This window comes from Streptomyces sp. NPDC050422, from assembly GCF_044458665.1.
Classification (GTDB): domain Bacteria; phylum Actinomycetota; class Actinomycetes; order Streptomycetales; family Streptomycetaceae; genus Streptomyces.
Genome location: NZ_JBITIE010000001.1, coordinates 391823 through 415883 on the forward strand (window position 1 = coordinate 391823; position 24061 = coordinate 415883).

General features: G+C 70.1%; 24 protein-coding genes and 3 pseudogenes. 5 read left to right on the plus strand and 22 right to left on the minus strand.

The window, feature by feature from the left end:
- Window positions 1-2 precede the first annotated feature (2 nt).
- On the plus strand, window positions 3-737 hold the full coding sequence (gene hemQ / locus ACIBJG_RS01660; protein WP_399302802.1) for a hydrogen peroxide-dependent heme synthase: 735 nt from the start codon (window positions 3-5) through the stop codon (window positions 735-737).
- A 134-nt stretch (window positions 738-871) separates the two neighbouring features.
- Here hemQ and ACIBJG_RS01665 read toward each other — a convergent pair whose 3' ends face one another.
- The 5 genes from ACIBJG_RS01665 to ACIBJG_RS01685 all read right to left on the minus strand — a co-directional run bounded on the left by ACIBJG_RS01665 (window position 872) and on the right by ACIBJG_RS01685 (window position 5928).
- Entirely contained in the window at window positions 872-1675 is an 804-nt protein-coding gene (locus ACIBJG_RS01665; RefSeq protein ID WP_399302804.1) for a TIGR04222 domain-containing membrane protein, read from the minus strand.
- A 64-nt stretch (window positions 1676-1739) separates the two neighbouring features.
- A complete protein-coding gene (locus ACIBJG_RS01670; RefSeq protein ID WP_399302806.1) occupies window positions 1740-2795 on the minus strand; it encodes a TIGR04222 domain-containing membrane protein in 1056 nt (351 codons plus the stop codon).
- A gap of 5 nt (window positions 2796-2800) precedes the next feature.
- Window positions 2801-4102, minus strand: a complete 1302-nt coding sequence (locus ACIBJG_RS01675) for a DUF692 domain-containing protein (RefSeq protein WP_399302808.1) — start codon at window positions 4100-4102, stop codon at window positions 2801-2803.
- Window positions 4103-4247: 145 nt separating this feature from the next.
- Window positions 4248-4985, minus strand: coding sequence for a DUF4142 domain-containing protein (locus tag ACIBJG_RS01680; protein WP_399302810.1), 738 nt, complete (start codon window positions 4983-4985; stop codon window positions 4248-4250).
- Between the two features lie 196 nt (window positions 4986-5181).
- On the minus strand, window positions 5182-5928 hold the full coding sequence (locus tag ACIBJG_RS01685; protein ID WP_399302812.1) for a peptidyl-tRNA hydrolase: 747 nt from the start codon (window positions 5926-5928) through the stop codon (window positions 5182-5184).
- Window positions 5929-5999: 71 nt separating this feature from the next.
- Here ACIBJG_RS01685 and ACIBJG_RS01690 point away from each other — a divergent pair, with 71 nt between their 5' ends.
- The 4 genes from ACIBJG_RS01690 to ACIBJG_RS01705 are packed head-to-tail and all read left to right on the plus strand — an operon-like array spanning window position 6000 to window position 8423.
- Complete coding sequence (locus ACIBJG_RS01690; RefSeq protein WP_399302814.1) at window positions 6000-6677, plus strand: AIM24 family protein; 678 nt, start codon at window positions 6000-6002, stop codon at window positions 6675-6677.
- Between the two features lie 11 nt (window positions 6678-6688).
- Complete coding sequence (locus ACIBJG_RS01695) at window positions 6689-7549, plus strand: ATP-binding cassette domain-containing protein (protein ID WP_399303273.1); 861 nt, start codon at window positions 6689-6691, stop codon at window positions 7547-7549.
- Complete coding sequence (locus tag ACIBJG_RS01700) at window positions 7546-8217, plus strand: ABC transporter (protein ID WP_399302816.1); 672 nt, start codon at window positions 7546-7548, stop codon at window positions 8215-8217. Before ACIBJG_RS01695 ends, ACIBJG_RS01700 begins: the two co-directional genes overlap by 4 nt.
- Before the next feature lie 14 nt (window positions 8218-8231).
- On the plus strand, window positions 8232-8423 hold the full coding sequence (locus ACIBJG_RS01705) for a hypothetical protein (protein WP_399302817.1): 192 nt from the start codon (window positions 8232-8234) through the stop codon (window positions 8421-8423).
- A gap of 16 nt (window positions 8424-8439) precedes the next feature.
- Here ACIBJG_RS01705 and ACIBJG_RS01710 read toward each other — a convergent pair whose 3' ends face one another.
- The 17 genes and pseudogenes from ACIBJG_RS01710 to ACIBJG_RS01790 form a co-directional block, all read right to left on the minus strand.
- Complete coding sequence (locus tag ACIBJG_RS01710; protein WP_399302819.1) at window positions 8440-9315, minus strand: polysaccharide deacetylase family protein; 876 nt, start codon at window positions 9313-9315, stop codon at window positions 8440-8442.
- 77 nt (window positions 9316-9392) lie between these two features.
- A pseudogene (locus tag ACIBJG_RS01715) lies at window positions 9393-10819 on the minus strand (DUF6177 family protein).
- A 91-nt stretch (window positions 10820-10910) separates the two neighbouring features.
- The gene (locus ACIBJG_RS01720; protein ID WP_399302821.1) at window positions 10911-11549 is read right to left on the minus strand and encodes a hypothetical protein; all 639 of its coding nucleotides are present in this window, start codon (window positions 11547-11549) and stop codon (window positions 10911-10913) included.
- A gap of 36 nt (window positions 11550-11585) precedes the next feature.
- On the minus strand, window positions 11586-12080 hold the full coding sequence (locus ACIBJG_RS01725) for a hypothetical protein (RefSeq protein ID WP_399302823.1): 495 nt from the start codon (window positions 12078-12080) through the stop codon (window positions 11586-11588).
- A 71-nt stretch (window positions 12081-12151) separates the two neighbouring features.
- The gene (locus ACIBJG_RS01730) at window positions 12152-12439 is read right to left on the minus strand and encodes a hypothetical protein (protein WP_399302825.1); all 288 of its coding nucleotides are present in this window, start codon (window positions 12437-12439) and stop codon (window positions 12152-12154) included.
- Window positions 12440-12539: 100 nt separating this feature from the next.
- Complete coding sequence (locus ACIBJG_RS01735) at window positions 12540-13223, minus strand: pentapeptide repeat-containing protein (RefSeq protein ID WP_399302827.1); 684 nt, start codon at window positions 13221-13223, stop codon at window positions 12540-12542.
- Between the two features lie 138 nt (window positions 13224-13361).
- Window positions 13362-13982, minus strand: a pseudogene (locus ACIBJG_RS01740) (RNA-guided endonuclease InsQ/TnpB family protein); the annotation flags it as partial.
- A 121-nt stretch (window positions 13983-14103) separates the two neighbouring features.
- Window positions 14104-14865, minus strand: a pseudogene (locus tag ACIBJG_RS01745) (IS607 family element RNA-guided endonuclease TnpB); the annotation flags it as partial.
- A 72-nt stretch (window positions 14866-14937) separates the two neighbouring features.
- Entirely contained in the window at window positions 14938-15714 is a 777-nt protein-coding gene (locus ACIBJG_RS01750) for a hypothetical protein (RefSeq protein WP_399302829.1), read from the minus strand.
- Window positions 15715-15911: 197 nt separating this feature from the next.
- Window positions 15912-16211 (minus strand): hypothetical protein, encoded by a 300-nt coding sequence (locus ACIBJG_RS01755; protein WP_399302831.1) that lies wholly within the window; start codon window positions 16209-16211, stop codon window positions 15912-15914.
- A 165-nt stretch (window positions 16212-16376) separates the two neighbouring features.
- A complete protein-coding gene (locus tag ACIBJG_RS01760) occupies window positions 16377-16838 on the minus strand; it encodes a DUF6507 family protein (protein WP_399303275.1) in 462 nt (153 codons plus the stop codon).
- Between the two features lie 78 nt (window positions 16839-16916).
- Window positions 16917-18290, minus strand: coding sequence for an alkaline phosphatase PhoX (locus ACIBJG_RS01765; protein ID WP_399302833.1), 1374 nt, complete (start codon window positions 18288-18290; stop codon window positions 16917-16919).
- 81 nt (window positions 18291-18371) lie between these two features.
- Window positions 18372-19919, minus strand: coding sequence for a sensor histidine kinase (locus ACIBJG_RS01770; protein ID WP_399302835.1), 1548 nt, complete (start codon window positions 19917-19919; stop codon window positions 18372-18374).
- Entirely contained in the window at window positions 19916-20635 is a 720-nt protein-coding gene (locus ACIBJG_RS01775; protein WP_399302837.1) for a response regulator transcription factor, read from the minus strand. The genes ACIBJG_RS01770 and ACIBJG_RS01775 overlap by 4 nt, the downstream gene beginning before the upstream one ends.
- Before the next feature lie 179 nt (window positions 20636-20814).
- The gene (locus ACIBJG_RS01780; RefSeq protein ID WP_399302839.1) at window positions 20815-22488 is read right to left on the minus strand and encodes a CotH kinase family protein; all 1674 of its coding nucleotides are present in this window, start codon (window positions 22486-22488) and stop codon (window positions 20815-20817) included.
- Window positions 22485-23162 carry a DUF4956 domain-containing protein gene (locus ACIBJG_RS01785; protein WP_399302841.1) on the minus strand — a complete coding sequence of 226 codons (678 nt, stop codon included), beginning with the start codon at window positions 23160-23162 and terminating at the stop codon, window positions 22485-22487. Before ACIBJG_RS01785 ends, ACIBJG_RS01780 begins: the two co-directional genes overlap by 4 nt.
- Window positions 23159-24055, minus strand: coding sequence for a polyphosphate polymerase domain-containing protein (locus ACIBJG_RS01790; protein ID WP_399303277.1), 897 nt, complete (start codon window positions 24053-24055; stop codon window positions 23159-23161). Before ACIBJG_RS01790 ends, ACIBJG_RS01785 begins: the two co-directional genes overlap by 4 nt.
- Between the last annotated feature and the right edge of the window lie 6 nt (window positions 24056-24061).

Sequence of the window (24061 nt, forward strand, 5' to 3'; positions counted from 1 at the left end):
GTATGAGTGCTCCTGAGACTGTGACATCAAGCAAGGCCTCCAACGCCGGCAAGAAGGCGAAGGACCTCAACGACGTCGTCCGCTACACACTGTGGTCCGTCTTCAAGCTTCGCGACGTGCTGCCCGCCGACACGGACCGCGCGGCGTACTCCGGTGAGGTCCAGGAACTGTTCGACCAGCTCGCGGCCAAGGACATCACCGTGCGCGGCACCTATGACGTCTCGGGCCTGCGCGCCGACGCCGACGTCATGATCTGGTGGCACGCGGAGACCTCGGACGCGCTGCAGGAGGCGTACAACCTCTTCCGGCGTACCCGGCTGGGCAAGAGCCTCGACCCGGTCTGGTCGAACATGGCGCTGCACCGCCCCGCCGAGTTCAACAAGTCGCACGTCCCGGCGTTCCTCGCCGACGAGACGCCGCGCGACTACATCAGCGTGTACCCCTTCGTGCGCTCCTACGACTGGTACCTGCTGCCGGACGAGGACCGTCGCCGCATGCTCGCCGACCACGGCAAGATGGCCCGCGGTTTCCCCGACGTGCGCGCCAACACCGTCGCCTCCTTCTCCCTCGGCGACTACGAGTGGGTGCTGGCCTTCGAGGCCGACGAGCTGCACCGCATCGTCGACCTCATGCGTCACCTGCGGGCTTCCGAGGCGCGGATGCACGTCCGCGAAGAGGTCCCCTTCTACACCGGCCGGCGCAAGTCGGTCGCAGACCTGGTGGCCGGGCTCGCGTAGCGAGCGGGTTCCGATCACCCCAACCCGGAAGATCAGACGGTGGAATCACCGGCACCATGTGCCGGCCGCCGTTCCAGCGACACCGGGTTCGGCTCCTGGTGCGGCGCGCTTCCGGCGCGCCGCACCGGTGTCATTTACGGGGCGTTCCGCGCGGCGCGGCCGAGCGCGGCCCGCAGCGCCGGGTCGGCCACCGCGCGCACGCCCCGCACGGCGACCGCCACCAGCACATCGCCCTCCGGGCCGTCCGAGGACGCCGTGCGCGCGTCCAGGAGCCGCTGCCCGGCGGGGGAGGCCCAGGATCCGTACGGGTGCACTTCCATCCGGGCGATGGCCAGACACCCCAGAGTCAGTACGAGCGGCAGCCCGAACCAGACGAGTACCGGCACTCCCGAGCCGCCCGGTCCCTGCCCCCTGCCGGGTGTGAGCAGCGCGGCGGCGCCCATCGCGGCCACCAGCAACGCCGCCCCGCGTACCGCCCGCACCGCCGACACGATGTCCCGCCCCGTCCCGCCCGGGAGCGCCAGGCCCGCGGCGACGAGCCGGTCGGCGAGGGCGCGTACGGCATCGGCGGCGGCCGCCGCCGCGCGGACCGGTGGGAGGGGCGACTGGCCCTGCGGTCCGATGGCCCGGATCACCGTGCGCTCCACCTCGTCGTGGCCGTCCGGGTCGACCACCGTCGCCCAGCCGGTGTGCGCCAGCAGCAGCCGGCGGCGCAGATGCATGGTGACCAGCACCAGATCGGCCACCCGGTGCGGGCCGCCGGCGAGGAACGCGGTCTCGTACAGCGTGAGTTCAGGCCCGTCCGCCGCGATCCGGGCCTCCCGAGCGTCTCGGGACGTGCCGTGCGGCGGGGCCAGGCGGGCGGCCGCGAGGCAGAGCCGGACACAGGAGACGGCCGCCGCACCCCATGCGACCAGCAAAAACAGAACCCAGAGCATGCCGGATTTCTATGCGAGACCGGCCCGGAGCGCCAGGGGATTTCATGATGCGGACGGCTGCCGGTCAGGAACTGCTGCCGCAACTGGAACCCGAGCTGCTGCTGCAACTGGAACCGGAGCTGCTGCTGCAACTGGAACCGGAACTGCAGCTGGACCCCGATCCGGAACTGCAACTCGATCCCGAACTGCAACTGGACCCGGACCCTGAGCCGCACCCGCTGCCGCCGCTGCTCCCGCCGCTGCTTCCGGCAGAGCCGCCGCAGCCGCCGTCGCCGGGGCTCGACCCGGCGCACCACACCGTCGGCACCAGCAGCATCCCCGAGGAGTCCGAGGAGTGGTGCGAGGGCGAGAACGAGGGCATGGGCGCTCCCGCGGGCCGCATCCGGGCCGCCGTGATGAGGTGCGCCCGCAGCACCGGGTCGGTGAGCGCCCGCGGCCCGGCCGTCGCCACGACGTGGGCCGCGCCCGCCCCGTACGCGTGGGCGGCACAGAACTCCACCGCGGCCCTGCCGCCCGCCTTCGTGATCCGGGCGCGGGCGTTGCCCGCGACGACCAGCCCGATGACGGCGCCGACGAGCAGCGCCGGGAGCACTTTGATGATGAACGGAGCCGGCGTCTGGCCGAGGCTGTCGGCCGAGTCGAACTCGACGATCGTGAGGACGACGGAGACGGGCAGGCCGGCTAGGCAGACCAGCCCCTGCGTCAGCCCCCAGCGGCGCCACTTCCGGTTCGCCCCGGGGACGTTGAGCAGGCCCCGCTCGGCCAGGCCGTCACCGAGCTCCTGCACGGCAGGGTGGCGCATCACCGCGTTCCGCAGCGTGTGCAGGGCACCGCTCGGAGCCGCGGCCTGCTCCTGGAGCACGGCCCGCTCCACCGGGTCGTGGGCGACCGGCCGTTGGACCCCGATGATCCCGGGCCCGCCGAGGACCAGCCGGCCGTCCTCCAGCATCGCGGCGAGCGCGGTGTCCACCACGCGGCCGGGCCCGCCGTTCAGGAACGCCACCTCGGAAAGGTCGTGGACCACGCCGTGGACCCCGCGGCGGGCGCGGCCCGACCCCGCCTTCAGCAGCATCGAGGAGACCGCCACGGCGAGTGTCAGGACCAGGGCGAAGAGGGTCATCCCCGTCACCTTCCTACGAGTACGGAACGGGCCGCACGGGCCAGCCGGGCGGTGCGGCGGGGAGGCCGGGGAGCCGCCCGGTCCTGCCACCAGTGGGTCAGCCGGCGGCGGGCCGCGTCGCCCTCGGGGAGGTCGGCGATGAGCAGTTGCTCGGCGAAGTCCAGGGCGTCACGCCGGTATCCGGCGGACATCGGACGGCTTCTGGCGTACGCGAGGAACGCGTCCCGGTAGCCGTCGCCCAGGATCTCCGGGAGTTCGGGGGCCACCTTGGCGACGACGTCGGCGCGCTTGGCGGCCAGGGCCCGGCTCTGGATGCCGAGCCGGCGGTGGTCGAAGCCTTCGGGGGCGGGGGTGCCGGCGACGAGGGCGGAGAGCAGCGAGGCCTGCGCGACCGCCACCCGGTCACGCCGCGCCTCCGGCTCCCCAGCCTCCCGCTCCGCGGGCTCGGCCCTCGGGGCACGGGGGGCGGGCCGCCGTACGCCGCTCCGGTCCGCGTCGAGCGTGGCGCGGATCGCGTCCAGTTCACCCGCCAGCTCGGAGGCGGGCGGGAAGTCGTCGTCGCGCTCCAGCAGGACGCCGGGCGGGGCGACGCGGGAGCGGAGTTCGGCGAGGATGTCGAGCACCGGAGCGGTGACCGGGTGGGCGTGTGTGTCGTGCCAGACGCCGTCCTTCTCCACGCCGCCCGCGACGTGGACGTACGCGATGGCCTCCACGGGCAGTTCGTCGAGGGCCGTGGCCGGGTCCTCGCCCCGGTTGACGTGGTTCGTATGCAGATTGGCGACGTCGATCAGCAGCCGCACCCCCGTGCGGTCGACCAGCTCCGCGAGGAACTGCCCCTCGGTCAGCTCCTCGTCCGGCCAGGAGATCAACGCCGCGATGTTCTCCAGCGCCAGCGGCACCGGCAGCGAGTCCTGCGCCACGCGCACGTTCTCGCACAGCACGTCCAGCGCCGCCCACGTACGCGGCACGGGCAGCAGGTGTCCGGCCTCCAGCACCGGTGACCCGGTGCGCGCGCCGCCCGCCCGGACGAACGCGATGTGCTCGGTCACCAGGGGCGTGCCCAGCAGCGTGGCCCGGGCCGCCAGGCCGGAGAGCCGGCCGGGATCGGGGCGGTCGGCCCCGCCGAGGCCGAGCGAGACGCCGTGCGGCACCACGGTGACGCCGCGCTCCCTCAGCCGTACCAGGGAGGCGGGCAGATGGTCGGCGCAGAGGTTCTCCGCGACCGCCTCCACCCAGTCGATCCCTGGCAGTGCCTCCACCGCGTCGGCGATCTCCGGCCGCCAGCCGATTCCGATTCCCAGCTCCATGGTGTCCCCCTCAGCCGCTCTGTGCAGGGGTCATGACCCCGCCGCCCAGCGGTGAACCCGAAGAGGGGGACGTTCAGAGCTTGATTTGAGGTTCCCTGGCGCCCGGCCTGCCCGGCGCCGTTCCCGAGGGGATCGCCGCCGTTCGTCAGGACATCGGCGCCGTGGAGGGCCGCGAGGTGAACGACTGGTCCCCGGTCGGGGCCGCCGGAACCGGCTGCGGCAGGACCGAGCCCCTCGGCGCCACCGGCGGCCCGGTGGGGCTGGCCGTCGCCGCCCCGGCCGCCTCACGGGCCAGGGCGTCGAAGTCGACGAAGCCCGTCCCCTCCAGCATGGTGATGTGGTCGAGCACGGTCACGTTGGCGTCGGTGGCCAGCTGCCGGATCAGCGAGTTGCGGGTGGTGTGCCGGACCTGGGCGATCAGCGCGAAGACCTTGCCGTGCGAGTCCCGCAGCAGATTGGCGAACTTCCGCTCGTACTCCTGGCCGCTCGCCGCGGTCATCTCCCGCAGCCAGCCCTGCTGCTGCTCGGTCGGCTGGTTCGGCAGCTCCACACCCAGCTTGGCGGCCACGTCCCGCGACCTGCGGTCCAGATCCGTGTGCCCGACGACCAGATGGTCCCCGGCCGCCTTGATCGCCTCGGTCGGCGCCCGCTCGATCGCCTGCTGCCCGGCGGGCAGTTCCCAGAGCCCGGCCAGGCGCACCTTCACCAGGAAGTCCCGGTCGGTCGCGGAGAGAGGGCCCCACTGGGTCGCGGTGGTCGACGCGTCGAGGTTGGCCTGGCCGGTGCCGGAGCGATCGGCGTACGACCAGACCGGGTAGGCGAGGGCGCCGAGCGTGGCGACGAGCGCCGCGATGATGAGGGCCGTTCCGTTTATGCGTCGCACAGAGGAGTCTCCCGGGCCGAGGCGTGACGGCGTCCAACCACCGCCGGTCGCAGCGGCCGGGCAATGACCGGCCGTTCGACGTCCTGGGCGGTATTGCCAGTGCGGCGGTGTCAGGAGGTACGTATCGGCGGACCGGATTGTTCAAGGGGCCGGGAAGAATCCGCGGACTCACGAGGGAGCCCGTGCAACCCGTCGGTCAGCGGCGCAGCGCCGGATGGTCGGCGACCACCGTGCACGAACCCGGGGCGATCTCGGTGAACCCCGCGTCCTGTACCACCGGCAGCCCACTCACCGTGAGTTCCCGCCAGCGTTCCGCGTCCGGGGTGGCGACCGAGAGCGGGAAGCCCGCCTCACGCCATGCCTTGCGCTCCGTCTCCGACAGCTCCCACCAGGCGAGCTGGGCCCCGTGCCCGGCCTGTGCCATCTCCTTGCCCGCCGACATGCCGAGCTCCGGGTTCAGCCAGAGGACCGGGCCGGAGAGGTCGGGTGCGGCCGGGGGTTCCGGGTCGTCCAGATCCGTCCCCGAGACCTGGAGCTTGGCGAGCTCCTTCGGCCAGCCGTCGAGCGGCACCGGCGGGTAGACCCGCACCTCGGCCGTCTCGCCGGTGACCGTGATCCCGGGCAGTGCGCAGGCCTTCCGCCACTCCGCGCCGCGCGCCCGCCGCACGACCTTCCGAATCCGGGCGTCCTGCCAGTCGCGCATCACCTGCGCCCACTCGCCCTCGCCGGTCGACCGCTCGTCGGAGAGCATCACCAGCACCGCCCGGGCGGCCGTGCGCAGGGCGTCGGTACGGGCCGGGGGCGCCGCCTTCTCGATGTGCACCACCAACGGGAGTACGTACTGAGGTGCTTCGTCCCGGTTCGTCCGCTCGGAACGGAAGGGGCTGTCGGCCGGCAGGCCGGTGGGAACGGACGGGGACTCGGGAGTGTCGTTGCTGCTCACTCGTCCAGTCTGCCAGTCGCCCGGAATCCCCTTCTTGGCGGAATGAAGCCCTCCGGGTGAGGATGCACCGCATGAAGAGCGATCTCTTTTCCAGCGAGCACATGGCACAGCAGGCCACCGCCCCCGGAATGACCCTGCAGAACGCCAAATCCATCAAGTACGCGGTCAACGGCGAGATGCACGCCCGCCAGGGATCGATGATCGCCTTCCGTGGCGATCTCCAGTTCGAGCGCAAGGGCCAGGGCCTCGGCGGCATGCTCAAGCGCGCCGTCACCGGCGAGGGCCTGCCGCTGATGGCGGTACGCGGCCAGGGCGAGGCGTGGTTCGCGCACGAGGCGGCCAACTGCTTCATCGTGGAGATGGAGCAGGGTGACGTCCTCACCATCAACGGCCGCAACGTCCTGTGCTTCGACGCCACGCTCGCGTACGAGATCAAGACCGTGAAGGGCGCCGGGATGACCGGCGGCGGACTCTTCAACAGCGTCTTCAGCGGCTACGGGAAGCTGGGCCTGATGTGCGAGGGGAACCCCATAGTGATCCCCGTCACGCCCCAGCAGCCGGTCTGTGTCGACACGGACGCGGTCGTCGGCTGGAGCGCCCACCTGAACACGTCACTGCACCGTTCGCAGAGCGTCGGCTCGATGCTGCGCGGAGGTTCCGGGGAGGCCGTGCAGCTGCGCCTGGACGGCGAAGGGTTCGTGATCGTACGTCCCAGCGAGCTCAAGACCGAGAAGGCGTCAGCCAACTGAGCACCGAAGTCCTGCGGTTGCGGGGAGTGGGCCGACGGTACGGCCTCACCGGGCCCTGGGTGCTGCGCGGGGTCGACCTCGGGCTGCCCGCGCGCTCCCTCGTCCGCGTCGAGGGGGCCAACGGCACCGGCAAGTCCACCCTGCTGCGCCTCCTCGCCGGGATCGACACCCCCACCGAGGGCCGGATCACCGGCGGCCGGCCGCGCACGGCGTACGTCCCCGAGCGGTTCCCGGCGGCGCTGCCCTTCACCGCCGCCGGCTACCTCGTCCACCTCGGCCGGATCCACGGACTGCGCCGGACCGAGGCGGCCGCCCGGGCGGAGGAGTGGATGACCCGCTTCGGGGCCGCGGAACACGCCGGTACCCCGCTCGCGGAGCTCTCCAAGGGCACCAGCCAGAAGGTCGCCGTCGCCCAGGCGCTGCTGGCCGAGCCGGAGTTGCTCGTACTGGACGAGGCCTGGACCGGCCTGGACGCCGCGGCCCGGGACGAACTGGACCGCGCCGTCGCCGCCCGCGTCGCCGCCGGATCCACCGTCGTCTTCGTCGACCACGACGCCCGCCGCCTGGCCGGTGCGATCGACACGGCCCTGCGCGTCGAGGGGACCGGACTGGCCGGGGTGCTCCCCGCCCCGCCGCCCGGGCCGAGGCCCGGCCCCCGGGTCCGGATCGAGGTCACGGGCCCGCCCGGCACCCCGCTCCCGGCCGGACTGCCCGGCGCGCCCGAGCGGACCTCCTCCGGCGACGGAGGCGTGCGCCTCACCGTGGACGCCGCGCACTCGGACACCCTGCTGAACGCCCTGCTCACGGCCCGCCCGCCCTGGCACATCAGCCACCTCTCGACCGCACCCGACAAACCCGACGAGGCGGCATGACCGCACTGATCCGCTACCAGGCCGCCCTCCTGCTGCGCTCCCAGCGCTGGCTCGCCCCCGTCCTGCTGTACGTGGCCTTCCTCGGCGTCGGCGTCCGATCGGGACAACCCGTGCTGGACTCGCTCGGCTACACCGCGGCCGGGCTGCTCCCCATCACCGCGTGGCTCGTGCAGATCTGCGCCACCCAGGAACCGCCCGCCGCCCGGACGGTCGTCGCCGCGGCCGTGGGCGGGCAGCCGCGCGCCCATCTGGCGGCCCTGCTCACCGCGCTGGGGTGCGCCGGCCTCCTGGGCACGGCCACCACCGCGGTCGTGCTGCTGATCAGCGAGCCGGCCGGCACGGACCACACGGTCGCGGTCCCGCTGCCGTCCGCCGGGCTCGCCGGGCTGCTCGCCACCGCCTGCTGCGCCCTGCTGGGGGCGGCGGTCGGCGCGCTGTGCACCAGGCCGCTGCTGCACCGGCGCGGCTGGTCCATCGCCGCGACGGTGATCGCGGCGCTGCTGGCTCTGGTGACCAGCGGATCACCCGCGAAGTACGCGGTGACGGGCCTGGTCACCGGCTCGCACACCGGGGCCGTCCACGTGCCCGTCCTCCCGCTCCTCGGGGCGGCGGCCGTGGCAACCGCGGTCGCCGCGCTCGCCTGCAGGCTCACTTCGGTACGCGGCTGAGTAGGCTCGTACGCATGAACGAACCCGCGCACGAGCCGTACTGCGAGACGCCGGCCGTTCCGACGCCTGATACGGCCGCAGGTCCCCCATTCGCCGAGTGCGTGCTGTGCCGGAAGCCGACCGAGTACGCCGAGTCGGTCAAGGGCATCACGCTCTGTCCGGTCTGCGAATGGCAGGAGGCCCAGCGCACCGCCTGCTCGGGCTGACGCCTGCTGCTCGGAGTCAGCCGGCCATCAGCTCCGACACCTTCACGAAGCGGTACCCACGCTTCCGCAGTTCCGGAACCACCTGGTCCACCGCCTCGTCCGTGACCGGTGCCGCGCTGCGGGTGCAGTGCATGACGACCAGCGAACCGGGCTTCACCCCGTCCAGTACCTGCTGCGCCACCGCGTCCGCGTCCGTCGCGAAGGCGTCACCGCTGACGACGTCCCACTGCACCGCGGTCACCTTCTCCGGCGCGAGCGCGCGCAGGGTGGCCTCGTCGTAGCAGCCGCCGGGGAAGCGGAAGTAAGGCACCACATTGCGGGCGCCGGCCTTGCGGATCGCGCCGAAGGTCCGCTGTACCTCGTCGTGCATCGCGTCCTTCTCCACGGTCGGCAGCCCGTAGCAGGGCGAGGTGAAGGCGTAGTGGCTGTACGAGTGGTTGGCGATCTCGAAGAGCGGGTCCGTGCCGATGGAGCGGGCCTGGGCGGGGTACTCCTCGGCCCACCGGCCGGTCATGAAGACGGTCGCGGGCACCTTCAGCCGGCGCAGCAGCGCGATCAGTTCCGGATTGTCGAAGTGCTCACCGGCGGCGGCGCGCGGCCCCTCGTCGGCGGTCATGTCGGCGTCGAAGGTGAGCGCCACGACCTTGTCCGTACGGTTCGGCCCGCGCTTGAGGACGGGGGTGAGGCCGGCGAGGCCGGGCGCCAGGGTGGGCGGGCTCTTCTTCGGGGACGGGGAGGGGGACGCGCCCGGGGGAGCGGCGGGGGACGGGGTATGGGCGGCGGCCGCTGTACGGGCCGCGGCCGCGGGCCGGTCGCCATGCGGGTCACCCGAGGCCCCGCAGGCGACGAGCCCGCCTCCGAGCACCGCTCCCAGAACGGTCATAGTCGTCATTTTCCGTACAAGATTGGTCACTCACGGAAAATAGCTGATGAACTGACAGGTGCTGGTGTGCGCCGTGAAGCGTTCGGCTAGGCGGGTGGCGCTCCGCGCAGATGCCGCATGAGCCGTTCGAGGGCGGCCCAGCTCTCGGCGGTCCTGCCGTCGCCGAGCGGGTAGTAGTAGCCCGGCCGGGCGTGCGAGCCCAGCCGCACGGGGGCTGCGTCGAGCGGCGTCCTGCTCGCGGTGTCGCGCCCGGCCTCCCGGACCTCCGAGGGGCCGAGCGCGAACGCGTACGGCAGTGGCGGGCGTTCGAAGCGGGGCGGGGCGCTCAGGTCCCGGCGTGCCTCGCGCAGTTGGCACAGCATGGTCTGGAGGCCGTGCCCGGTGACCAGCTCGTCGGCCAGCTTCGGCAGCACTTCCAGAGCCGGCTCCTCGTCGGGCCCGTAGCCGAGGGTGAGGGTGATGTCCTCCTCGACACCATCCGGCGTACGTATGACGCGCAGGGTGGCGACGGCGGGCCGGGCCGGGGTGCCGACCACCACGGTCCAGGTGGGGCGGGGAGCGCGGTCGTACGCCAGCTCGGTCAGCTGCCGCCGCGACCAGGGCAGACCGGCCGGTTCCGACGTCCCCCAGCCGGCGGGCGGGCCACCGGTCAGCGCCTGCCAGGCGGCCTCCAGGGCGCCGCCGAGGACGAGGTCCGCGGTGGGGCGGTGCTGGGTGCGGAAGGAGACGATGAGCTGCCGTTCACCGGTGGGCCGGATCTCTGTGAACGCGTCCGCCACCGGCGCCTCACCGTTCTCGCCCCGGTCGGGGGAGAAGGCGTCGTCCTGCCAGCGCAGCACCGCGCCGGTCAGCCCGTCGTAGTAGCCGCACCGTTCGTCCTGCACGACCCAGCGGGAGTTGGTGGACTCCAGGAGCGCGCGGGTGGGCAGGGAGAGGCGGCAGTGCGGCGGGGTGCGATCTGGAGAGACCGGTCGCTCTCCAGGGTGGCCCGCAGCGCCTCGGAGAGCCAGCTCGTCATGGGGACGACCGGGCGGTCCTGGAGGACGACGGCGGCCTTGTCGGTGAGCATGTCGACGGCGGGCTGGGCGGCGGCGGGGGCCGGTACGGCGGTGATGCCCGAGACGTCGACCGGGCGGGCCGCCCCGACGGTGCCGGGGGCGTCCGGCGGCCATACCCGGCCGCCCAGCAGCATGGTCAGCCGGGCCGCGAAGGCACCCGCGAGCTCCTCGGCCCGGGGGACACCCGCCGCGGCCCGGGCCTCGACCCACCACGCGGGGCCGTCGCCGGACGGCTCGGCGCCGGGCCCCAGCAGCCGGGCCGCCTCGCCGGGCACCTGGATCATCAACGGCACCTCGACGGAGACAAGCGGCCGGCCCCCGTCGTCGCACAGCTGCACCACGGCACCCTCGCCGGTGGTGTCGACCAGCAGGTCCGGGCCGCCCGCGAGCAGGCCCGCCAGGACGCTGAGCGCGTCCGGCATGCGCTCGGTGAGCGCGATCACGTCCTTGGTCATGCGGTGTTCCTCTGGGTGGTGTGTGGGCGGCTGTTGGCTGCTGTGCGGGTGACGTACCCGGGTACCTGCCGCGGTGTCCGGTACGGAGGGATCACCCGAACGCTGCGTCGGTGAGGTCCGGTCCCCGCCCGTCGATGACGTCTGGAGGCCCCAGTCCGTAGCCCTCTGCTCGCCCGTAGTACGTCGGCTCGCCGGGCTCCGGTTCGGCTCCGAGCACCTGAACGAGCTCCTGCAGGGCCGAGGCGAGCCGCGGCGCGTTGTTGGCGTGGATGGCCGGGTGCGGCGCGCCCCGGAAATCGCACTGCCCCCAGACATCGTGATGCACGGACAGCTCGACCCACAGGTCCGTCTCGTCCGGTGCCACCATGAGTTCCACCATGCGGTACTCGCTGTGCCGCCTTCCGTCCGCGTCGAACCAGGCGCCTGAGCCCAGCACGAGAATTCCGCCGACCTCTGCCTGCGGATAACCGGTCGGCCGACAGGCGAGGAGCGCATCGGGCAGCACCGGATCGTCGAGCGAATGCGGGGCGAGGTCCAGGCGGCTGTGGGCACCGAGGCCGCCCCTGCCGGTCTGGAACCACGACCACTCAAGTGAGGACGGCGCCAGCAGGTCGTACTTCTCCAGCACCGCACCCATACGCGCCGCGGTCATGAGCGCGTACTCCAGACCGGTCTCCTCGATGTTCTCCACATTCCAGCACCACGAGCCGCTCTCTTTGGGTGCGCGCATCAGCATGGCCGTCGACCCCCCTTCCGTCTGATCAGCTCAATCCGTGAGCAGGACCTTGGCGCGGACGAAGATGTCGTCGTCTTCCAACTCCACGGGCCCTGCCTCGATATCGGTCACCATTCGCCGTAGAACCTTCGCCCACTCGCTGACGAATGCGGGCGTACGGACCACCGAATCGCCCCGCTCGGTCAGCAGCGACTCGTAGTTACCGAGCGTGCTGTGCCAACGCGCCCGAAGCCTCAGCCAGTCGCCTTCGCGGCTGATTACCCATTCGGCCGAGAACGTATCGGAACCCCAGAAGACATCGGTCCCGGAGAAATCTTCCCGTTGCACGTTCTCCAGGAGGGGAACCAGGTCGTCGAGAAGGGTGGCGAGGTCGTCACCGAACGACAGCCGGACCGGCACCAGGTTCCAGATGAGGACGGCGTCCTCGGCCGCCGAAGAGTACAACTCGCCGACCGCGTCAGCCATATCGGCGGCGGATTCACACGCCCGAACGGCCGGGCGGCCTGCCTGGATCGAGAAACTCATGGCTCCACAGCGGTGTTGAAGGAATGACGGATGCGTGCCCACCCGTGATCGGACTGGAAGCGGTGCCGTCGTCAACCCGGCGGCATCGGCTGATCCGGCGCATCGCTGAACAGATAGTCGTACATGGCTCCGAGGTAGGTGTGCAGGGTTTCCCTGTCGGGGAATTCGATGTCGGTCAGCCGCTCGTACTCGGCCGGACCGAAGGATTCGTCCGACATGATCTGCTCGAATCCTGTGCGAATCAACTCCACGTAGGAATCGCTGAAGCTCAACAGTGTGGGCCTCAGCTCACCAGTGTTTTCGTATCCACGCTCAAGATCCAAATATACTGTGAGGAAGTTTTTGAAATGGGCGTCCAATTGAATCTTCTTTGAAGGGTGGGGTGTACTGGATTGGTAAACATGTCCGCAGGTGTAATATTCGGTTGGGGTATCTGCCTCGACCGTGAATCCCTTGGTCCTACAGTGGCGTCGTTGGAACGACCGTGACCTGTCCACCTCGCTCGCTGACGCATGCCTCGATTTCTGTACCGGCCAGTTCTCGGGAGGATTCTCCGCTGACGACGGTGATCGGCCCGAAAACCGTGCCGGTCAGGCCGCGCACCACCGTGGTGTCGTCGACCGTGACCTTGAACGTGTTCTGGAACAGAACCGCGTCGGTCAGGTCCGCACCCCTCAGATCGACGCCGTGGAGCGAGGCCCCCATGATTCGTGTCCCTCTGAGGCCGGCTCCCGACGCGTCGACTCCGTGCAGAGAGGCGTTGACCATGTCGGCGCCGTGGAGCCGCGCCAAGCGGAGCGCAGCCCCGTTGAGATTGGCCCTGACGAGGTCGGCTCCGGTGAGATCTGCGCCTGTGAGATCCGCTGACTGAAGGTCGGCGCGGTAGAAAACTGCTTCCTTGAACACGACGCCCGCCAGGATCGCCTGGGTGAACCACGCTCCTGTGAAGTCGCCGCCCGAGAGATCGGCGCCCCGGAAGTCGTGCTCGATACCGAAGAGGCTGTGGTCCTCCTCGGTGAGCCATTCCTGCAACTGACGTGCTGCTTCAGGATCGGTAGGGGAGGCGGTCGCCTGCCAGCTTCCACGGGTACTGGATGGCATGGCTATTTTCTCCCTCTTCGTGTGATCGTGACATCCGGCCACAACCTTTGGTGCTGTCGGTCGCCGCTTGATCCTCCTGCCGACCGTTCCGTTTCCCCGGCCGAGAAGGCTTGCCGTTGCTTTGGGTATCAGTAGATCTCAGCAATTCCGGCGTTTCTGCCGGAATGGTCCGTGACGGTGTCACCAGAGCGCGAGTTGCGTTCTGGTGTCCTGTTGACGGTCTCCCGTTTCTGTCCCGGCTCTGGGGCTGGGGATTGTGCCACCTGCCCGCCCCGCACACGCCGTGGGGCGTGGGCGGGTGGTGCGGGTCTTGCGGTCGGCTCCACGGGGCTTCGACCCCACCGCGGTGGGGTCCAGGTCTCCGGCCACTCCGGTACCTGTACTGCGGATCGTGCTGCTATTGCGGGTAGTTGCGAGAGCGAGCAGGTTGTGTCCCGCGTTCTCGTCCCGGTCCAGGACGAGCCCGCAAGTATCACAGTCGAAGACGCGCACGCTCAGGGGCAGCTTGGCTTTCACCGCACCACAGCGTGAGCACGTCTTCGACGAGGGAAACCACCGGTCGGCCACGACAAGGCGTGTCCCATGCCGACGGGTCTTGTAGGTGACCTGGCGGCGGATCTCGCCGAACGACGCATCCGCGACCCGGCGCGACAGACGCCGGTTGCGGCCCATCCCGGCCACGTTGAGATCCTCGACCACGATCGTTCCGTACTCGGCGGTGAGGCGGGTGGTCAGCTTGTGGAGGGTGTCCTCGCGCAGGTTCGCGACCCGGTGATGCACCTTGTTCCGGACCCGGTTCGCCTTCTCCCAGCGCTTCGACGGCTTCCGCCCGGTGCGCCGGTCGGGGCCCCGGCGGCGTGAGACGGCGCAGTTGCTTCTGCGCGTGGTCGAGGTGGCGGGGGTTGGGTTCCTCGGTCACCTTCCCGTCGCTGTCGGCGAGGACCGCGAGGGTTTTGATGCCCAGGTCGATTCCGACAGCAGCATCGGGGCGGGTGACCTTCACCAGAGGTTGTTGTTCCTCGACCTGGAAGGCGACGAACCAGCGTCCTCGGTCCAGACGTACCGTCGCGGACAGGATCCGCAGGGTGCCCGCGTCGGTACGTGCGCGCAGGGCGGAGACGTCCTCGTGGAGGCGGACCGTGCCGATCCTGGGCAGGGTCACATGCCTGCCGCCCGCCTCAATACGCATCGTGCCGGTCGTGAACCGGCACGCCGGACGTGCCTTCCGCTTCGACTTGAAGCGCGGGATGCCCACCTTCGCGCCCTTGCGTTTCCCGTTCTTGGATTTTGCGTAGTTGTCGAAGGCTGCGGACGCGTTCGCGAGGCCGGTGTTGTAGGCCTCCTTGGAGTTCTCCTCCCACCACCCCGCGAACCGCGGGTCGGCCCGCTTGGCCTCGTTGAACGCCTTCCGCAACGACGGCAGCGACCACGACCGCCACGCAGTCAGCTCATCCTCGGGAATGCCGTACGAGGCTTCGGCTTTGCGCTGCCCCCACACAGCCGTGACATACCCGACCGCCCAGTTGTACGCAGCCCGCGCCGCACCCGCATGCGAATGCAGACGACCCACGACCGTGGCATTCGGATCCAGGGCCAGCCTGTGCGCGGACACGGTGAAGCCCGGTCGCGGCGTGAACTTCTTCTTCACGCAGTCACCCCGTCGGGGCAGCGGCAACAGCTCCATAGCTTCATCACATCAGCATATTCACAGACAACACCGCACAACTACTGAAAGAAATGGGAACAGTTGTTTACCCTATTGGCTGCGGCCCAGCGCCTCGCGGACCTCCGCGCGCACTCCCTCGTCGCCGACCGTCAGCAGATATTCTCCGAACTGCTGGACCTCCGGTCCTTCGGCGCGGAAGACAAGGGTGACGGCGTGGTCCACCGTGCGCGGTGAGGCACTGACGCGCAGCACGCTCATACCCAGTTCCACCGACAGGGCTGCGTCGACAGGTGCGACGGCGCATGCCAGGTCCACCAACTGCGTGGCCAGGTCGAATCGTTGCTTCTCTCCGGCCGCCAGAGAACGCGCACCACGGCGAACGACATCTTTGATGTCGTCCAGCGCGGCCCGGACCGTGGCGCTGTCGATCAGTTCGCCGAGCCGGTCCTCGAAGTACTGGCTGTCGGCGAGCTGAACGAGAGCGCGGAAGGCCTGCTCGCGCAGCCCCGCCGTCCCCTTCTCCTCAACGAGGTAGCGGCTGCCGTCCACGGCCACCGCCAGCTGCGAGAAGGTGCTGTCCACCGAGAATTTCCGGTCGATCGAGAAGTCGTACCAGGGCGTTCCCTCGGGGTCCGAAGCTGCACGGATCACCGCCTCGAAGTCGGCCGGCTCGGCCCATGTCGTGAGTGCCAGGCAGGCCAGGAAGCGCTCCTTCGCGGATCCGGCCGGATCATTCATCAGCTCGATGAGCCCGGGGACACGCTCCCGGTGCCTGGGATCTTCGGACGCGCTGTCAATCACGTCGTCGATGTCCGTCGTCGGCCCGCCATCGAAATCCGTGCCGAGCAATTCTTCGAACTGTGTCATGGCGGCCGTCTTTCAGAGTCCGGTCCCGGTTCTGGCCCGTCGGTGAGGCCGGGATCCTTGAGCGCAAGGCCGCTTGGGACGGATTGCGCCAGCTCGCCTGGTTCTGCCAAGACTCTGGATATGTCGACGCGGTCTTGGAGGACTGTACAAGCCGCGGCGCCTTGGTGACCCGGCAGGGACCCCGAGACCTAGCAGAGTCAACCAGGCGGCATTGGCTGCTCCGGCGCGCCATTGAATAGATAGTCGTACATATCTCTGAGGTAGGTTTGCAGAGTTTCCCTGTCGGGGAATTCGATATCGGTTAGCCGCTCATATTCGGCCGGTCCGAAGGATTCGTCCGACATGATCTGCTCGAAACCTGAGCGGATCAAGTTCACGTAGGAATCACTGAAGCTCATCAATGTGGGCCTCAAGTCGCCTATGATCTCGTATCCGCGCTCAAGGTCGAGTTGTGCTCTGAAGAAATTTCTGAAGTCTGGGTCAGTTGTAATGTCCACTGAAACCTCCTCTTTACGGATGGCGTCCGTGCGCCGGGTTGGCGAACATGGTGTGCAGGCGGAACTGCCCGTCGGGTAGTTGTCGATACACGGGCTGTATTGTGCCGCCTTGCGTCTCCAGCGTCTCCAGATCGCCCGTGAAGGTCGGTATCTTCCCCGGATCGATCACTTCTTGGGGCCCTTCATCTCCTCCGGAGTCGGAGCCTTCGCGTACTGCTCCTGCTTGTTCTTCGCCATCTCCAGGTCGCCCTTGAGGTACTCCTCAGTGGCCAGACGTGCCCCGGTCATGGACTTGCCCGTCCGGACCGGGAGGAACTTCACGTCGTTGTTCGTGTGCTGCTGGAACTCCTGCAGCGCCTGCGCCACCGGCCCGAACGCGCCCCCCTTGGGGATCTCCGTCCCGCCCAGCACCATCGTGCCCGCACACGTCGCGGAGCCCACGAGACCGTCCCCGTACGCGGTGAACTCCTCCTCGAACTTCCCCGCGGCCTCAGCCGTCTTGCTCAGGACCCCACGAACACCGTCCGGCTTGATGTCCCACTTGGACGCGACGCCCCCCGTTCTGCCGTTCCACCGTTCTGCAAAAACGTTTCTTGTACGCCGCGGCGCGCCCTCGCCATCCTGCACCGGCAAGCCGGGTTGATCAAACCCGTAGTTGCCGTTCGCAAAGGGAGAACGGGGTGCGCCGCCGCCGTACTCAGCCGGTCAGCGCCACGGACCCGTCACCGCGAACGTCGTCCCCGGCGTGTAGCAGTTGACGAACATCGTCTCCTGGTCCGGGGCGAACGTGACCCCGGCGAACTCGCCCCACTCCGGCTCCTCGGCCGTGCCGATGTTCTGCCGGCCCCGTGCCATCGCGTACACCTCGCCGCGCCGCGTCAGGCCGAACACATGCTGCACCCCGCCGCCGTCCTCGCACACCATCAGTCCGCCGTCGGAGGCGAGACAGATGTTGTCCGGGGACTCGCCCGGCAACTGGATGTCCGTGTCCGGGCCGAACGCGATGACCAGCGTCAGCCGGCGCCGCTGCGGCTCGTACCGCCAGACCTGCCCGAAGTGGTCGGCGGCCGACCCCTCCGCGCTGTGCGCGAAGCTGGAGACGAAGTAGACCGACGAGCCGCCCCAGTAACAGCCCTCCAGCTTCTGGCCGTGGGTGATGCCCTTCGGCCCGAAGTCCTGGAAGCGGATGGCTGTTTCGGCGGCCAGCGGATCCGGTACGGGGACCCACTCGATCCCCTCGAAACTCGTACCGGTCTCCTGGACCGCGGAGAGGTCGGGAACCCCCGGCACCCGCATGGCCTCCAGTCGGCCGCCGGCCCGCAGCGAGCCCGTGCCGCCGAGCGGCTTCTCCGGCAGGAAGCGGTAGAAGAGCCCGAACGGCTTCTCGAACGCGTCCTCGGTCTCGTACACGACCCCGTTCCGCGGATCGATCGCGATCGCCTCGTGCTGGAAGCGGCCCATCGCGGTCAGCGGCACGGCGCCGGTGCGGTGCGGATTCGCGCCGTCGACCTCGAAGATGAAGCCGTGGTCCTTGGTGTAGCCGTTGGTGCCGGCCTTGTCCTCGGTCTCCTCGCAGGTGAGCCAGGTGTCCCAAGGAGTGCGGCCACCGGCGCAGTTCACCGCCGTGCCGGCGATGGCGACGCGTTCGCCGAGGACGTTGTTACGCCCGTCGAGCTCCAGGGCCGTGCAGCCGCCCTTGCCCATCGGGTCGTACGTGAGCCCCTCGACGGTCGGCACGGCGATCTTCGCGGTGACCCGGTTCTCGTGATTGCGCACCAGCCGCACGTGCCCGCGGCGGCCGGCGAACGCCGCCATGCCGTCGCAGTTGCTGGGGACCGGGCCCTCGCCGGAGCGGAGCGGGTCGCCCTCCCGGGACAGCACCCGGTAGCGGAAGCCCTTCGGGAGGTCGAGCAGTCCGTCGGGGTCGGGTACCAGCGGGCCGTAGCCCGCGTGGCCCCGGGCGGCGGCCGTCCCCGCGAAGAGTTCGGTGAAGGCCCCGGTGAAGGCGATCGCGGCGGCGGCGCCGCTCGTGGCCAGAACCTGACGGCGTGTCGCGGAAGATCGAGGTGCGGTTGACATGTGGCAACTCCCTGTTGGCGGACAGGTGACATGGCATTGTCAAAGGCAGGCCTGCCCGTTCGAGGCCCTCGGTGAACGTTGTCACGGCCGACTGGCCGGTCCTGCCCCGACGCTCCGGGGCAGAAGCAGACGGAACGTCGATCCGCCGCCCGGACGGGTGTCGAGTTCGAGCCGGCCCTCATGGGCCTCGGCGATGGTGGAGGCGATGGACAGACCGAGACCCGAACCGGGCTCCGGTCCGCCCGCACCCTTCGCGGGCCCGCGGTAGAAGCGTTCGAAGACCTGCCGGGCGGCGTCGGGTGCCAGCCCCGGTCCGTCGTCGGCGATCTCGACCACGCACGCCGGTGTGCCCGGGGGCAGCGGCCCGGTGGCGCTGCTGCGGCCCGGCCGGTCGGTCCCCCCGGCCTCCGGGCCGGTGCGCACCGTGCCCACCCGCACCTCGACGCGTGCGTCGGGCGGAGTGTGGACACACGCGTTGGCCAGCAGGTTGACGATCACCTGCGCGAGCTGATGGGGGTCACCGAGCGTCTCGACCACGTCGAGTGCGTCCCGGGAACCGTTCGGGCCCCCGCCGCTCAGCGGTGCCAGCCGCACGTCCCGCCCCGGATGCGCGACGACAACCGCGCCGACCCCGTCGGCGGCCAGGGAGAGCAGGTCCACGGTCTCCCGGTGCGCCACGGGGGCGTAACCCAGCTTGGCCAGCAGGAAGAGGTCGTCGACGAGACGGCTCATCCGCTCCGCGTTCCGGGCGATCAGCTCATGCGCCTCGCGCCGGCGCGCCGCCGGGAGGCGCGGATGCTCGACGAGCAGTTCCGCGAACCCCTGGATGGAGGTGAGCGGTGTGCGCAGTTCATGGCCCGCGTCCGCCATGAACCGGCGCAGCCGCTGCTCCGAGGCGTCCTTGCGGTGCAGCGCCGCCCGTACCTGGTCGAGCATCGTGTTGAAGGCGATGCCGAGCCTCCCGGTCTCCGTACGCGGATCCGTGTCGGTGACGGTCAGGTCCGGCTCGCCTCCGGTGATGCGCCGCGCTGTGCGCTCCATCCGGTCCAGGGGCCGTAGCCCCAGGCGTACGGCCGCGCTCCCCAGCAGTCCGACGCCGACGGCGGCCACGGCACCGATGGCGATGCTGAACCAGAGCAGTTTGGACGTGGCGCCTTCGACGGTGTCCAGGGGGAGTGCGACGACGACGCGCAGCCCGTCGGGGCCTGTTCGGGCGATCACCCGCCAGTCCGACGTGCCGCGGCCGGCGGGGACGGTGGTGGGCCGCCCGTCCTTGAGGATGAGGGAGGACACGGCCGCGGGAAGTCGGGGGCGGCCGTCTCCGTCGCCCAGTGAATCCGGGCGGAGCCGTCCGTCGGCCCCGTAGAAGTAGACCCGGTAGTCGGAGGGCAGGACTTCCTCGCGCGGAAACGGCGCGGGTCCTTCCGACGCCCTGCCGCGGGCCGGGTCGGAGAGCGAACGAGGAGGCGGGCCGAAGTGCGTGAGGCGGCGGTCGATCTGGCCGGTGAGCCAGGTGCGCATGACCGTCAGCCCGGCGGCCTGGGAGGCCAGCACGGCGACCGTGGCCAGCACGGTGGAGATCAGCACCAGGCGGGTGCGCGTCGAGCGGGGCCGCAGCCGGAGTCTCACGGCGCGTCCGCGCGGGGCAGCCGCAGACAGTAGCCCACACCGCGCACGGTGTGGATCAGTGGAGGGCCGGTGTGGTCGGTCTTGCGGCGCAGGTTCTTGATGTACGTGTCGACGATGCGGGTGTCCCCGGCGAAGCCGTACTGCCACACCTCCTGGAGGATCTCCTGCTTCTCCAGCACCTTCTCCGGATGGGAGACCAGGCACACCAGGAGCCGGAACTCGGTCGGGGACAGCTGCACGGGCTGCCCGGCGCGGTGCACGGTGTGCCGGTCGCGGTCGACCCGCAGGTCCGCGTACCGCAACGGCGGCCGTTCGGCCGGTGGCCGGGGCGATCCGGCGGTGCGGCGCAGGATGGCGCGGATGCGCAGCAGGATCTCCTGGATGTGGAAGGGCTTGGTGACGTAGTCGTCACCGCCGGAACTGAGCCCGATGATGCGGTCCTCGATGTCGGTGCGGGCGGTGAGGAACAGGACCGGGGTGTAGTCGCCCCGGGAGCGGAGTCCGCGTGTCACGGCGAACCCGTCGGTGTCGGGAAGCGTCACGTCCAGCACGATCAGGTCCGGCCGGCAGCGGCCCGTCTCGCCGACGGCCTCCCGCCCGTCCACCGCCGAGGCGACGCTGTACCCGGCCGCGTTCAGGGCCGAGGTGAGCAGGGTGCGGATGCTCGGATCGTCCTCGACGACCAGGACGGTGTGCCGGGCTGACTGCGCGCCCATGGAACGGATCACCTCGCGCGGTACGGACGGAACGCACGCCGGGCGAGGCGGCGCTGTGCGGTGCGCGAGATGGTAGTGGGCGAACTTGTGCGGACTCACAGGAACGGGGTCCGCGTGTACGACGATGGCGCGCCCGGGGACGGAAGGGGTGGCCTTCCTGCCCGGGGCGCGCCGACCGCTCAGCCGGTGACCTCCTTGTTCTTCGCCAGGGCCGTGGTCCGCGAGGTGACGGTGGTGTTCAACGTGCCCACCACGGTGTCGACGTCCTTGGCGGGGACGCCGGCCAGTTCGGCCTGGGCCGAGAGGTCCTTCAACGTCTTCGTGGCCTTGCCGGAGGCGAAGAACTTCTCGTACAGGTCCTGGTACGCCTTCTTGTAGACCGCGTCGAAGGCGTCGAGCCCGAGGAAGCGTTCCTTGAGCGCGTGCCCGGACATCCCGCCGCCGCGTCCCGCGGTGGGGGCATCGTCGCCGTCGGCTGCTGTTCCGGGGCCGCCCGCCACGTCAGGCATGTCTGCCATGTCGGGCATCTCGGGCATCCCCTGAGGAGGTTCCCCGTCCTGCTGGCCGGCCGGGCGGCCGCCGCCCATGCTCATCTCGTCGTCCGGCCCGGCGGTCGCGTCCCCGCTGAAGGTGAGGTTGTAGTCCCATCCCAGCACCGAGAACTTCTTGGTGTTCAGGTCGTACCCGAGCAGGTAGTTCTTCCCCGGGCCCGCCATGTCGTCGAAGTTCATCAGCAGGTTCTGCGTCGCGACGTAATGGGCGAACGAGTCGACGTCGACGTACTTGTCGAGGTTCGCGGCGAACTCCTTGTCCGAGGAGTTCTCCACCCACTTGGTCAGCTTCATCAAGGGTTCGAGGTCCTGGCTGCCGACCTTGTTCAGCTGGCGGAACGACGTCTCGTACTTCGAGGGGTCGTCCCCCTGGTAGGCGAAGCTGCCACCCGCCCGGGCCTTGTACACCACCGATTCGCCCTCGACGGCTTCGGCGTACTCCGTGTCGGGGTTCTCGACCATCAGGCGCACAGCCGTCGGCCGGTTGTTGACCTTGAGGGTCGAGAAGCTGTACCGCTCGGCCGGCTCCCCGGTCCCGTCGATCAGCGAGAGCGCCAGTGCCTCGTTGACCGGCACCTGGGCGTTGGCCCCCGGACGGAGCGAGATCTCCCGCTCACCCTGGTAGGCGCGCCCCTCCACGTACTCGTCGATCTTGATGAGCCAGGGGAGCTCCTCCGGCTTGTCCGCGGAGAGGTTGTACTGCGTCATCCCGCCGCCTCCAGCCCGCCCGCCACCGCCGGCCGCCTGGCCACCATCAGCCGCCTGACCACCGCCGCCACCGGCCGCCTGGTCGCCGGGCGCTTGCGCATCCTGGTTCCCTCCGCCGCCCTGCGGCCCGCGCTGCCCGCCGCCGCCACCGGCGGCCTGGCCGCCTCCGGGCATTCCGCCGCCGTTGCCGCCCTGCAGGGACTTCAGGGTGGAGTTCCCCTTGAGCCGGATGCCGACGTCCTGCAGGTAGACCCCGTCGACGGTGAGGTCGGCCGGGATCGAGTCCTTGGTCCCGTCGTCCTTGAACTCCTTCATCATCTTGTCGAAGTCCGTCTGGTTGTACTCCAGTTGGACGGAGTGCCGCACGGACGTGTCGTACAGCCCGACCGTGCCCCTGACGTCGTCGGTGATCGTGTCCGCCTCGACCCGCGAGGCGGAGGTCACGTACGGGGAGATACGCGCGTCGCCGAACGCGTACAGCATCACCGCGAGCCCGGCGCACAGCGCCCCGGCCGGCTTCCAGTGGTGCCGCAGCCGTACGGGCACGCGGTCGCGCAGCCGTCGCCTCCGGGCCGTACCGTCGCCGGGGCTCACAGGTCGGTCGTGTCGTAACCGGTCAGCACCGTCACCCGCTGGCCGGACGTGCGCTCCTGCAACGCCGCGACCAGGTCACCGGGCTCCGTGCCCTTCTTCATGCGGACCGTGTAGAACACCTCGTTCAACGCCCCGCCGCGGATCGTCTCGGTGCTCACCAGTTCGAACTCGGTCGTGTACTTGATCAGGACGTCACGTATGCCGGGGGTGTAGTCCTCGCCCGCCGGGACCTGGACCTTGACGACCTGCCGCTGGACGTTCAGGGCGAACCAGTCGAACTTGTGCATGACCACGACCACGACACAGATCACGACCGCGCCGACCGCGGCCAGTGTGTAGAAGCGGGCGCCGCAGGCCATGCCGATGGCCATGGCGAGGAAGATGAAGCCGACGTCCCGGGTCTCCTTGACCGCGTTACGGAACCGGACCACGGACAACGCGCCGACCAGCGAGAACGCCCGCGCGAGGTTGGAGCCGACGACGAGCATGATCAGGGCGACGATCATGCCGACGATGACGAGGGTCTGGACGTAGGACTGGCTGTAGGACACGTTCCGGTGGGTGTACCGGTAGACGTATCCGATCACCGTGCTCAGGACGAAGGACAGCACCATCGCCGCGATGACGTCGGTGACGCTGAACGTCCCGCTGAGTTCCTGCAGATCGAAATTCACTGTGCTCCTGCTTTCACCGGCGGCTCGTGCGCCGGCAGCTGCGTGTCGAGGGGAGTGGCGGGCGGCGGGAAGTCCGCCTCGTCGAGGTGGAAGACGGACCGGGGTGCCAGCCCGAACGCCTCGATCGACTGGACGTACTTGGAGACCCGCACGAGGCTGAGATTGCGGCGGGCGGCCAGGTCGGTGATCCAGTGGGGGGTGCGTTCGTTGACCTTGATCTCCATCACCGACATGTGTGGCGGGATGGTGAAGCGGTTCTCCGGATCCGCCTGCCCGAGGTGGAAGTCCCGGTCACGGCCCCGGATGCGCCGGTCGAAGGTCACACGCAGACCGGTGTCCGAGCCGCGTCCGACCAGCGCCTCGCGCTGGTAGCCGGTGATCGCGGTCGGCCGGAGGTTCAGCCGTACCACCAGGTCGAGCACCTCGTGGATGAAGGCGCGCTCCTTCGGCGTGTGCTCCACCATCTCCCGCCCGTCGCAGAGTTGACGGGCCGTGCCGTACGGGAGGGTGATGCGGCGCTTCTGCGTCACCCGGTTGACGCGCTGCTTGATCTCGACGCACACGGGCGACGCGTCCGTGACGCCGTCCGGTTCGCCGTAGTGCCGGATGCGCAGCTTGCGGCGGAACTTGAGCCCTTCGATCTTCTCCCAGTAGAACCGCAGCTGCGGTGAGTCGTAGTACAGGCTCCACACGCCGTAGCCGCCGACCGGACTGTTCAGGTCACGGTCCATCCGCTCCGCGAGCTCGTCGCGGAGTTCCGCGGCCAGGTCCACGGGGACCAGGTACTTGAGCTCGTATCTGTTGAACGCGTGCAGTCTGCTCGCGACATGCAGCGGTGGGGGGTCCTCGTCGTCCTCGGGACGCCCCTGGGCGGGCTCCCGGAACGGAGCCATGTCGGG